Below are 12,085 nucleotides of genomic sequence, written 5' to 3' on the forward strand. Positions count from 1 at the left end.
AAATTCCTTCTTATTTCTTGAAGCTGACCACTCCTGTCACAACCTCTTTTCCATCACTTTCCTTTTTTCATACGACTACCGGTTTCTTTGACAAATCTCGATACTTTCAATTTTCTTGTATTTTTCATTTGAGGTACACATAGATACAGACGATTTCTTGCTCTAGTCATCGCAACATAAAATAGTCTTCGTTCTTCTTCTATCGTCGTCACTGGTTCTGCTTTTATTTCATTAGAGTCGATGACTTTCTTTTCTGTTGCTCCGTTATAAGGCAAACTTCCTTCGTTACAGCCAATTAAAAAGACATTTCTGTAACTAAGACCTTTACTTTTATGAATGCTCTGGATACATAGCGCATCAAGTTTTCCTTGTCTGTAAGCAATCAAGCGGGTTTTTAATTCTTTAGCTGTTGCTTGGGTTTCTTGCGATAAGGCTTGGATACTTCTAAAAGTAGCATGTTGCTTTACTTCTTCTCGTATCCATTCTTGATCACTCTGATCGATTTCCTTAGCTATACGTGGCAGATGAAGATAGCTTTGTACAAGCGAATAGACTTCTTGATGCTGGTCTGTTTTACGCAACGCTTCCTCAAACTGGCGGATTTCTGCAGATTTGGATTTTAAATTGGGTCTTACCGACAAAATATAATCCGTAATGGCTGTATTTTGATATTTAGGAGAAAAGTATTGATCGCATTCACTTTTTTTCAGATAGCAGTCTACCATCAGCTGCCGCAGCAATTGCTGATAGGTTTGATTTTTCTTTTGCGGATTCTGAGCTGTTTGCCAATGAACGATTTTTTGATAGAACTGTTGGAAAGACTTGATACCAAAGATACCTTCATATGGACTATCTGCTTCCAGTACAAAAGGAATATTCGTTTTTAGCAGAGATTGGACAAGTTGCTGTGTTTGCGAAGCCGATCGGTATAATATGATCGATTCCTTATATTTCCCATTTTTTTGAATAAATGACTGAATTTGACTTATCAGCCACTGGCTTTCTGCTTTTGTATCTGAGAACAAATAAGCCTCCATAACACCCGCTTCTTTTTGTGCTGGAATCATCGCCTTTGGTATCCGATCATTTTTGTTATAGCTGATCAATCTATTCGCTCCTTGGACAATAGCTGCCCGAGAGCGGTAATTAGTTAATAAGAAAAGAGTTTTAGTAGGATATTCTTTTTCAAAGTTCTTGATATACGCTGGCTCTGATCCTCTGAATCCATAGATACTTTGGTCATCATCTCCAACAACGATTAACTTGATCCCGTTTTCCTTTGTCATCCGCTTCACGATTTCCCATTGAAGTGGATTAGTATCTTGAAATTCATCAATAAATAGATAATCATATTTCTGTCCAATATAGTGCTGAATCTCTTCATTCTCCAAAGCGCTCTTCAAATTTTGGAGTACGTCATTGAACTCTAACAATTGCTGCCTTCTTTTTTGTTCTTGGAGTTCTGTGAGCAATCCATACAGTCGTTCTGATATCGGTTGTCTTGTATTCTTATCAATGGAATCATATTTTTCTTTAACTAACTGAATCATTTCTTCTATTGATAGGTTCATATTCTGCCAATAGTCTAAGCGAGAAGCAATCGTTTTTTCTCCATATTGATCAAATAGATAAAGATTATATTTACGTATCAGCTGTTGCAAAACAGCATTTACTTTTTGCGCAGTATCTTTTGAAAAGTCTCCTTGTATCCCTTGCATTGCCACTTCAGGGAATTTTCGACAAATCTCATTGTATATCCTAAAAAAGATACTGTGGAATGTTCCGATATGGACAGCAGTTTTCCTTTGGCTGAAATTATCTACTCGTTTTTTTAGTTCATTTGCAGCATTCCGTGTAAAAGTGATCATCAGTATGCGTTCTTCGTCTACTTGTTTTTGTGTCATCAGGTACACCGCTTTTGCACAGATTGTTTGCGTCTTGCCGCTCCCAGCTCCCGCTATGATTCGAAGATGTTTCTCCATGTCGTATGTGATAGCTGCTTTTTGTTCTTGATTGAAGCGATTATAAGAACGTTTCTCCATCATTTTAAAGAAAGAGTTGTTTCCTTTGCTTTCTTTTTCCTGCATCTCTTCCTCAATAAGTCCAGGGGCTTCTCCATAAGCCGCTTCATAGGTAGCAATGATTTCTTCTTGTAGCCGAAAGACTTGTTGAAGCTTTTTATATTTGTTCTCCCAACGATTCAGTTCTTTTTGTAATCGGAGAATTTCTTTTTCATCCAACTGATTGATTTCCTTCCCATCTTTCTTCTTTGAAGTTGTTTCTTCCAATTTGATTATTTAAAATCTCGTTGTCTATTTTTTTCTTTATACTAACAGACCTTTCTAAAAATGAAAATGGGGAGCGAGATGATTTTGGTTTTCTGAAAATGTTTCCTTTTTTTCAATCGTTTATGCTAAGATAAGGAAGACAAAATTATATTCATAAAAGGTGATGAAAAAAATGCAGACTTCCTTTCACGAGGGGCGTACAATAGGTCTTTTGCTGACATTTATCGGAGGAGCAATGGACAGTTATACTTATATCCAGTATGGTGCTTTTGCCTCTGCCCAAACTGGCAATATCATCCTATCGATCATCCAAGCTTTTGACGGAGAGTGGCTAAGCGTTGGCAAAAAAGTATTGTCTACCCTTTTCTTTTTCTTAGGGATTCTTCTAACAAAGTATTTGATTGATTATTTTAGAAAAAAAGAAAAACATTTCTGGCGTTTATTTGTTCTATATTATGAAGCGGTGATTTTTTTCTTTGTTAGTTTGACACCTGTCCATGAACATCCCGCATTAGTAACGATTTTAATTGCTTTTACGGCTTCGATCCAGTGGGTGGCTTTTGATAAAATCAACGGGCGTGCCTACACCAATTTATTCACAACAGGAAATTTAAAAGGGGTAGCAACAAATTTATATGATTATTGTATTTCTAAAGAAAAAGCAGATTTTGATCGATTTTTCCACTATTTAACTGTCGTTCTTGCCTTTATCGCAGGGGCTATTGTCCTTGTATTCTGTCATCATTTGTTTGGCGCCCATTCGATTTTGATTGTTTCTATTTTATTCTTGATCATGGCCCTCACTCAGACATTTCAGTTATGGCAGTTTTATCATACGAACCGTTTCACCTTTTGATTCCCCTGAATCAAAAAAACTAAGCAGGATGCTGTTCACAAAGAAATATTTGTGAGTGAGCAATTTGCTTAGTTTTTTATTATTCAGTTGTAAAGATACCCTTTGCTTTCGGGTTATTTGTAGTGTAGCGGATCGATTGGGCATCTGCCTCTTCTGTCATTTTCTTTGCCCGCATCTTGATTTCTTGTACGATTTGTTCTCCACATGTTGGATCGGCTACGAAATCGTATTTATCCCCATCGATTACTATTTTGGGACATATATCAAACTGTTCATACCATTCTTCATAACGTCGATTGAGTTCTTTATAGTAGGAATAGAGTTCAGGATCTTGCTCTAGCTGTTCATATTCCCGACCTCTTTTTTTGATTCTTGCTAACATAGTTTCAAAAGACACACGAATATAAACCAGTAGATCCGGTTTCTTTTGTGGCGAAATTTCTTCTAATTCCTTCAGCATCGTCTCTAAAAGGCCCTCATACTGCTTTACTTCTACTTCAGAAACACGCCCTAAATCGGCATTCAGATGAAACAACATACTATCTTCGTAGATAGAGCGGTCTAGTACATTATCATCATGGCTGAAAGCATCTTTAATCGCCAAAAAACGTTTGTTTAGAAAAAATATCTGCAATAAAAAAGTATACTTTTCCGGATTAGAATAAAACAGTGGCAATACTTCATTATCCTCCACGTTCTCATAAAAAGGTTTTGTTTCTAAATCTTGGGCAAGCATTTCAGTCAGTGTGCTTTTCCCTGCACCGATCGTTCCTGCAACAATGATCACAATTATCGGCATCCTTCCTGTAATAAAATCTGTTCTTCATTTTACTACTTCATTTATAGAAATAAAAGCCTTGACTTTATCTGCTCCTTAAAGACTGCTTCGCCAATAGTAGCTAGAAGTCACGCCTATTCATGAAAATAAAAGAGTAGAATGGATGAACTTCTACTCTTTTATGCTCTCAACATTTTATCTGTTTTTATTCTTCTATTGTACTTGATTTGCGTACAACTAACTGCCAGTGCAGATTATGAGCGGTATCATTGTCTTCTGCTGCGCAATTCATGACACGTATCATCACGCTATTTTCATAGATTTTTTCTATTTTTCCTTTTATTGGTGATTCAAATAAATCAGATTTAAATGCATATGTTTCGCCGACTTCAAACAATTGTTCATTTTCCATAAGAATCCCTCCATCACCTTTTCTAAGGTCAGTAAATTTTTAACATAAAATAATCAAAAAAACACAAACTTGTCATAAAAAGTACTTTTCGTATCAAAACTGTCACCTTTTTTGGAAAGGATTTAAAAAATGAAGATTCTTTTAAGGAAATCATGACGGTTTTGATGCCAAAACCACTTTTTATGAAACAAAACACGTTTTTTATTTTTTTTAGCATAGAATTTGTGGTGGGGTACGTATGAGATGAAAGATAAAGTTGTGAACAAATTATTAGAAACCTTATTCAGCGGAGATAAATCGGAAGAAGATATGGTGTATGTCCAAGTAAAATTTGCCTTAGAAGTTTTATTGAACAACCTTGGAAAACTAGCGGTCGTTCTAGTCTTTTCTCTGGTGACGGGCTCATGGGCGGAAACAGGAATCACCTTTCTTTCCTATATCTGCATCCGCAGATATGCTTATGGATTACATTCCGACTCTGAATTCGTTTGTCTGCTGTGGACACTACTTTATTTATGGGGCGTTCCCTTGGTGATGAAACATCTGCAATTGACTATCTCCTTCCCAATGATGGTCTTTTTGTTAATCAGCTGCTTTTTGTTACTGCTTCGCTATGGATCAAGAGGTACAGCAATCAATCCCATTGAACCCGAGAAACGTCCACCATTATTAAAGAAGGCAATCAGCATGTTTCTAATTTTTTCTCTCATCACTTTATTTTTCTCAGCTTCTTACTTTTCTACCTATTTGCTACTTGGGATTGTTTTAGAAATAGCTACGTTGCTTCCTATTACAAACTACTTGATGAATTTTGGAGGAATCTTTCATGAAAAAAACAATCATTAAACAATTAACTAACTTATCTGACTTTTTTGTATCTGGCTGCTGCTTTGGTATGAGTTCTGAATTCAAAATCCCTGAAAAATTAAAAAAATAATACGCTAATTGTGCTATAATTTGGTAAAAATCAATGGGAGCTGTACTTTATGTTTTTATGGTCCATAGCGTTGCAATATTTGATTTACACAATTTGTATCTTATTGATTGACCATCATATCCGATACAACTATCTGTTTGCAGGAGTCACTCTGATTTCTTGCGTCTTGATTGGATGGGTCTACTCAGTTTTAGGGATTTTTACTGCTCTAATTGCTATAGGAATGCTGATGCTTACTTTTTTCTTCTTTTCGACTTCGCGTCAACAATTAGTTTACGCGCTTCCTTGTGGATTATTGACGTCGCTTTTAGGAGATCATTTAACAAGCATCGGCGATTTTTTTGTTTTGAAATCTGCGGTTGTTGAACCAGGAGATTCCTTGCAGTATTTTCACATTGCCTTATCCGCTCTTTTATCTGCTTTATTAGCTTTTTGTTTTAAAAAATCGTTAGAGACTTGGTTTCACACAGTGGACCGCCGTATGATCGGTACGATTGGGACGTTGATATTATTTACATACTATATCATTATTTTTTATACCCGTTTTTCTGGTGAAACACCTGATGTCTTAGCTTTGAATACTAGTTTTTTCATTCTCTATCTGTGTGTCGGCTTGATCATCTTGGTTTATTATTGGAAAATCTCTAATAAGAAATTAGCTGATCAGTTGTTAGAGCAACAAGTCAGGATGCAGCAGGATTATATCAAAGATCTGGAAAAAAACTATCAAGACTTGAGAGAATTCAAACATGATTACCAAAATCTGCTCTTTTCTCTTCACAGCTATATTGCAGAAGGCGACTTGGAAGGATTACGGTCGTACTACGATCAAACGATATTGCCTACACGCCAGATGATGAACCTTTTCCCGGCCAATCTAAGTATGTTGGATAATATGAAAGTTCCTGAAATACGCAGTTTGCTGTCATTAAAACTTATGATGGCACAGGAAAAAGGATTGATCGTCCAGCTTCATTTTCCTAAGCCAATCGAGTGGGATACGAAACATACGGTAAACCTTGTACGTATGCTTGGTATTATCTTGGACAATGCGATTGAAGGAGCTAGTGCTGCAAAGAAGAAAAAGATCGAATTGACGATCATCAAGAAAAATCATTCCGTGATGATTCGTGTAATCAATACAACAACAAATACATTACCGTTAAACCAGTTGAAACAAAAAGGTTTCTCAACAAAAACAAATCCAAAAAACGAAGGACTTGGCTTATTTATATTGGATGAATTGACAAAGACAAACCCTTATCTTTTCCTTGAAACATCAATTGAAAACCAACGTTTTTCTCAAACGATTTATATTCAAATAAAATAAAGGAGTAATGATATGATTCCCATTTATATTTGTGAAGACGATCCAAAACAATTGGAAGTTTTATCAACGGTGATCAAAAACAGGATCATGATTGAAAACTTAGACAGTTATGTTCATATTTCTACCTCTGATCCGGAAGAACTTCTCAATGCGGCCAAGATCAGAACTTCTTCTTTTGGTATTTATTTTTTAGATATTGAATTAGAAGACAGTGAAATGGATGGCGTAGCGATTGGTAAATTGATCCGTGAATTAGATCCTTTAGGAAAAATCATCTATGTGACTTCTCATACGGAAATGTCGATGGAAATCTTAAAAAGCAACATTGAGCCGACTGACTATATTGTGAAAGAAGACCTTTATGATTTAAAAGAAAATGTCGAGCAGATCCTGAGCAAAATTTTTGAAGATTTTCAAATGTCCCAGATCCAAAAAGATATCTTCAAAATAGAGTTCAATGATGAGATCAAATTTTTACCGATCAAAGAAATCCAATATTTTTCTACTTCGTTAGGCGCACCACATAAATTGGAAGTTCATTTGACTCATGCTCAATTGCAATTCTACGAGAAGATCAAAGAAATCGAGAAAATGCATCGGAATTTTATTCGTTGTCATAAATCTTATGTTATCAATACACAAAACGTGCGGTCGATTAATAAAAAAACCAGAGAAGTCACGTTGGCAAACGGTGAGACTATCCCTGTCTCTATCCGTGGATTAAAAAAGTTAATTTCATAAAAAGAACCGAATAGTTTGGACCGACTAAATAATCAGCCGATCCAAACCCTTCGGTTCTTTTTGCTTCTCAGTGCAAAAGCATTGCCTGTGCAATTTCACGGCCATCCATTGTGTCTGGATAAAATGTTGGCCAATTTTCCATTTCTTTTAGCAATGCCTCTTGACTTTCATTTCCTGCATATAAATGAAAATGTTCGGAGTCAGCCGGTGCAATCGTGTGATCACTGAATTGAATATATCTAAACGCGCCACTTTCCTTATCTTCTGCTTCGAATAGATACCTTACACCACGGTTTCCTGCCTCGTAGGTTAAGATTTCTTTCCCTACATAACGATAATTTGAACGTTTCGTTGCTCCATCCTTAAACGTAAATGCCATCTCTTTCTCACCAATCTTGATTGAAGCAATATCTGTTTGATAGCCCTTCGTATAGTATTCTTTATATTCTTGTGCTGTCTTATCCTGATTCAATTTTTCTTTATATTCAAAAACAGGATCGAATGTCCCATCTTCTACATACGTATCTACTGACTGCCAAGTTCCTGCCCAATCTGAAAGAGAGCGATCTTGTACATCCTCGTCTTCGAAATAACCGTTATAGACGCTCTTTTCTTTTTTGGGAGTCAAAGTATCTTCTAACAGGTTTTCTGTCTCTGTCGTTTTTTTCAACGCTTCGAGGTTGGCTTCCATGATAGAAAGATAGTTTTCTCCATTTTCTATTTGTTCATTCGTCAGCCCCTCCAAAGGATTCAACACTTCTAAAGATACACCTGCTTCGTTTGCTAACGTTCTGGCAATACTATCTTTGGCGTTTTCTTCAAAATAAATATAGTTGATCCCGTGTTCTTTAACAAAGTGTTTCAGTTCAGCGATTCTCGCCGCAGAGGGTTCTTCACTAGAAGAAAGACCAGCAATAGATACTTGATTCAATCCATATTCTAATGCCAGATAGTTGAATGCAGCATGTTGCGTGACAAAAGATCTTTGTTTTGCTTGCTTAAATGTTTCTTGATAAAGCTGATGGAGTGCTTGAAGTTTCTCGGTATAGGCTGCTGCATTTTTTGTCCATACTTCCTGTTTTTCTGGGTAAGCTTCAATCAACTGATCACGTATGCTTGCTACCTGCTTGATTGCTAAACTTGGTGCTAGCCATACATGCGGGTCTAGCTCATGTTCATGTGTATGACCTTCTTCCCCGTGTTCATGGTCATGATCATGTCCTTCTTCACTTCCCGGAAGTAAAAGCATACCTTCTGTCGCCTTTATCGTATGGACGTTGCCTTCTTGTAATGTTTTTTGGATTGTGGGGACCCATGTTTCCATATTTTCATCATTATAAACAAAGATATCTGTATCTTGGATCTTTGCCATGTCTTTAGCAGAAGGTTCATAATCGTGGGAATCAGTCCCTGCTGGAATCAATAATTCTACTTCTCCTTCATCCCCGACGATTGCTTTTGTAAAATCATACATAGGATAAAAGGTCGTCATCACGCTCAATTTTTCCTTACTGTCCCCTGCTTCTCCACTTGCCCCGCAACCAGCTAACATACCTGTTAAAACCAGTGTAGCCAATATACCTATCAGTCGTTTCATTTATAACACTCCTTCTCATCTTCTTTCATTTGAATGTTCCGATTCGCCTCTAACAAATCGTAATAGTTACGTTTTAGCAACAGAATTTAATTTATCATAGGGCTAAAAGAGCTGTCAAGCGTTTTCTTATTTTAATTGAGGAGAACTTTCGTATGGATGATTCACGATATTTTTTCAATCAACTCTATCATTTTCCTTTTATCCCCTCTTTTGTCTATAATAAAGTTATAGACAAAGGAGGAAAATGAGTGAAAAAAGAAACAGATACAACGAATCGTTTGATCCGCTTTTTGGGAGGCAAAACCTCTTACTATGTTTTAGGTATGGTGATCCTGCTGGCACTGATCATTTATTTTTTCCATCAGATTTCATTTATATTCAAGCCTGTTGGGATTATTATCGCTACTATCTTGCCCCCATTATTGTTTGCGCTGATCTTATATTATCTTTTGGAACCAGTCATCAAACGTTTAAGCAAGCACCTTTCGAGGAACCTGTCAGTCATTATTGTTTATGTGATTATTTTATTTTTATTGGGGCTTGGAAGCGTATGGCTTGTTCCTTTTCTTGAAGAACAGACAAAAACATTGATTAGCAGTTTGCCAGATTTATTTCAAGATTTCCAAGAGAGTCTCCGTCAATTTTTGGAGAAAACACCTTTTGCCGATTCATTTAATCAATTTTTTACTTCTATTGATGACGTGACGTCTGACATAGCTGGCTTTATTGGAAATTATTGGGAAAGTGGCGCACAACGGATCAGCAATATTTTTTCAACTGTTACAGCTATTTTCATTACTTTATTTACTGGGCCCATTGTCACTTTTTTTCTTTTGAGAAATCCTCAAAAATTTTATCAGTCAGTTTTAGCGATTGTCCCACCAGCCTTTCGTACAGATTTTAAAAATTTGACAAAGATTGCTAATCAACAATTGGGTTCATTTTTAAAGGGGCAGATCATTGCTTCATTTATCCTTGGAGCAGTCTACTGGGTTTGTTTCTTACTGATCGGATTAGAATTTGCCAGTGTTTTAGCTATTTCTGCTGGGTTATTATGTATTATTCCATATATTGGACCGTTTATCGCTTTTTTCCCGGGTTTGATCATTGCATTCCAAGACTCTACTTTTATGGCTGTCAAATTTGTCATTGTCTGGTTTGCCGTACAGCTTCTCCATGGTGACTTGGTAATTCCTCGAGTAATGGGTGATCGGTTGCAGATCCATCCGATTACGATCTTAATCGTTTTGCTTGTCATGGGTGATCTAATGGGAATTGTGGGCGTTATTTTCGGTATTCCTATCTATACGTTAGTCAAATTACTCGTTACTTTTATTTTCCGTAAATTCAAACAACGCTACAATAAATTTTATGGCGACAAAGGAGAATATGAACACTCTTCATTTTCTGAAGAAGATTATTTTAAATAAAATAAAAAACGTCGATCTCACGAGAATACTCGTAGGATCGGCGTTTTATACTTTTTGGTTTTAGTTTTTTAGTAAAGCAATTGCCTGATATGGTTTTAGCTCCAGATTTTGATGAAGAACAGTATCGGAATAATTATCGATAAGAATATCGGCTTCTGTGAATCCTTCTGGAATGGTGATCCTTGTATCTTTATCATAGAAATTTGTTAATACAAGCAGCTGCTGCCCTTCAAATTGGCGAAGATAGCCATAAACTTGCGGATGATCTGCTCCATAAGCATGATAATCGCCTTGTGCAACGATTGGATATGTTTTTCTCAACCGAATCAATTTCTTATAATAGGACAAAATAGAATCCTCAGAAGATCGTTCTTTCTCTACATTGATCTCTTCTAGCTTACCTGCAACTTTTAACCAAGGTTTTCCTGTAGTAAAGCCTGCTTGTTCTGCATCGGACCATTGCATGGGTGTTCGAGAGTTATCACGAGATTTTGCTTTGATTCGACGGAACGCCTCTTTTTCTGTGAATCCTTGTGCAAGGAGCAACTTGTAAGCATTCAAACTTTCTACGTCAATATAGTCGGAAATTGAGGAATAGTCTGGATCGACCATGCCGATTTCCTCTCCCATATAAATGTATGGTGTTCCACGATTTAAATGGATCATGGTTGCTAGCATCTCTGCTCCTTGTTTTCGATACTGATCGATAGCTACAAACCGATTGAGCGCACGTGGCTGATCATGGTTATTAAAAAATAAAGCATTCCAGCCATTACCATCACTCATCTTTTCTCCCCAAGTATGGAACAGTCGCTTTAATTCTGAAAAATCAAATGGAGGAGTTGACCATTTATTGCCATTTTCATAGTCGACTTTCAAGTGATGAAAATTAAAGACCATTGATAATTCTTCTCTACTAGGTTCTGTATACAAGATACAATTTTCGATCGTCGTAGAGCTCATTTCACCGACTGTGATGATAGTGGAATCCGTCCCAAACGTTGCTTGGTTCAATTCTTTTAGATACGTATGGGTGATTGGTTTATCCGTATATTCAGGTTTACCATCATTTTCTTTATTGTTTTTCAATTGCTCGTCTTTACCGATAACATTGATAACATCGAAACGGAATCCTTTTACCCCTTTTTCCATCCAAAAACGAACTACTTTGAATAATTCCTCTCTTACTGCTTGGTTCCGCCAGTTCAAATCAGCTTGTGTCTGATCATATAAGTGCAGATAATATTTTCCTGTATCTCCAAAGGGCGACCAAGCACTCCCACCAAATTTTGATACCCAGTCCGTTGGTTCTTTTCTTAAAATGAAGAAGTCCTGATAATACTGATCCCCTGCTAGTGCTTTTTTGAACCATTCATGTTCTGTCGAAACATGATTCAATACCATATCGAGCATGACTTCTATTTGGTATTCTTTTGCTTTAGCTATTAGTTGCTCGAATTCTTCCATCGTACCAAAGATAGGATCGATGGCTGTGTAATCAGAGATATCATAACCGTTGTCTTTTTGAGGACTTGGATAAATAGGATTTAGCCAGATCATATCGATCCCTAAATCATTCAAATATGGCAGTTTTTCTTTGATTCCTTTTAAATCTCCAATTCCATCACCATTACTGTCTTTGTAAGATTTGGGATAGATTTGATAAATGACTTTGTCTTTAAATGTCATGGATATTTGCCTCCATTCAACTGATTT

At 36.5% G+C, this 12,085-nt stretch carries 10 protein-coding genes; 5 read left to right on the forward strand and 5 right to left on the reverse strand.

The window, feature by feature from the left end:
* Positions 1 to 53 precede the first annotated feature (53 nt).
* Positions 54 to 2,240: an ATP-dependent helicase gene (locus HMPREF2731_RS06800; protein ID WP_002314068.1), complete on the reverse strand. Its 2,187-nt coding sequence runs from the start codon at positions 2,238 to 2,240 to the stop codon at positions 54 to 56.
* Between the two features lie 220 nt (positions 2,241 to 2,460).
* On the opposite strand from HMPREF2731_RS06800, the gene HMPREF2731_RS06805 reads away from it, so the two are divergent.
* Positions 2,461 to 3,144, forward strand: a complete 684-nt coding sequence (locus HMPREF2731_RS06805) for a YoaK family protein (protein ID WP_002310796.1) — start codon at positions 2,461 to 2,463, stop codon at positions 3,142 to 3,144.
* 79 nt (positions 3,145 to 3,223) lie between these two features.
* Here the strand turns inward: HMPREF2731_RS06805 and HMPREF2731_RS06810 are convergent, their stop codons facing one another.
* Both HMPREF2731_RS06810 and HMPREF2731_RS06815 read right to left on the reverse strand, forming a co-directional pair.
* Positions 3,224 to 3,943 (reverse strand): deoxynucleoside kinase, encoded by a 720-nt coding sequence (locus HMPREF2731_RS06810; RefSeq protein ID WP_002312814.1) that lies wholly within the window; start codon positions 3,941 to 3,943, stop codon positions 3,224 to 3,226.
* A 184-nt stretch (positions 3,944 to 4,127) separates the two neighbouring features.
* Positions 4,128 to 4,334 carry a hypothetical protein gene (locus HMPREF2731_RS06815; RefSeq protein WP_002293266.1) on the reverse strand — a complete coding sequence of 69 codons (207 nt, stop codon included), beginning with the start codon at positions 4,332 to 4,334 and terminating at the stop codon, positions 4,128 to 4,130.
* A 243-nt stretch (positions 4,335 to 4,577) separates the two neighbouring features.
* On the opposite strand from HMPREF2731_RS06815, the gene HMPREF2731_RS06820 reads away from it, so the two are divergent.
* From HMPREF2731_RS06820 to HMPREF2731_RS06830, 3 genes are all read left to right on the forward strand, one after another.
* Positions 4,578 to 5,180: an accessory gene regulator B family protein gene (locus tag HMPREF2731_RS06820; RefSeq protein ID WP_002293263.1), complete on the forward strand. Its 603-nt coding sequence runs from the start codon at positions 4,578 to 4,580 to the stop codon at positions 5,178 to 5,180.
* Positions 5,181 to 5,320: 140 nt separating this feature from the next.
* Entirely contained in the window at positions 5,321 to 6,601 is a 1,281-nt protein-coding gene (locus HMPREF2731_RS06825) for an ATP-binding protein (protein ID WP_002316678.1), read from the forward strand.
* 12 nt (positions 6,602 to 6,613) lie between these two features.
* A complete protein-coding gene (locus HMPREF2731_RS06830) occupies positions 6,614 to 7,342 on the forward strand; it encodes a LytR/AlgR family response regulator transcription factor (protein ID WP_002314066.1) in 729 nt (242 codons plus the stop codon).
* A 67-nt stretch (positions 7,343 to 7,409) separates the two neighbouring features.
* On the opposite strand, the gene HMPREF2731_RS06835 is transcribed toward HMPREF2731_RS06830, so the two are convergent.
* A complete protein-coding gene (locus HMPREF2731_RS06835) occupies positions 7,410 to 8,939 on the reverse strand; it encodes a zinc ABC transporter substrate-binding protein AdcA (protein ID WP_002310785.1) in 1,530 nt (509 codons plus the stop codon).
* Positions 8,940 to 9,187: 248 nt separating this feature from the next.
* Between HMPREF2731_RS06835 and HMPREF2731_RS06840 the strand changes: the two genes are divergently transcribed.
* The gene (locus HMPREF2731_RS06840; RefSeq protein ID WP_002293256.1) at positions 9,188 to 10,369 is read left to right on the forward strand and encodes an AI-2E family transporter; all 1,182 of its coding nucleotides are present in this window, start codon (positions 9,188 to 9,190) and stop codon (positions 10,367 to 10,369) included.
* Between the two features lie 60 nt (positions 10,370 to 10,429).
* On the opposite strand, the gene treC is transcribed toward HMPREF2731_RS06840, so the two are convergent.
* Positions 10,430 to 12,058 (reverse strand): alpha,alpha-phosphotrehalase, encoded by a 1,629-nt coding sequence (treC, locus tag HMPREF2731_RS06845; RefSeq protein ID WP_070872622.1) that lies wholly within the window; start codon positions 12,056 to 12,058, stop codon positions 10,430 to 10,432.
* Positions 12,059 to 12,085 lie beyond the last annotated feature (27 nt).

The organism is Enterococcus sp. HMSC072F02, from assembly GCF_001837725.1.
Classification (GTDB): Bacteria; Bacillota; Bacilli; order Lactobacillales; family Enterococcaceae; genus Enterococcus_B; species Enterococcus_B lactis.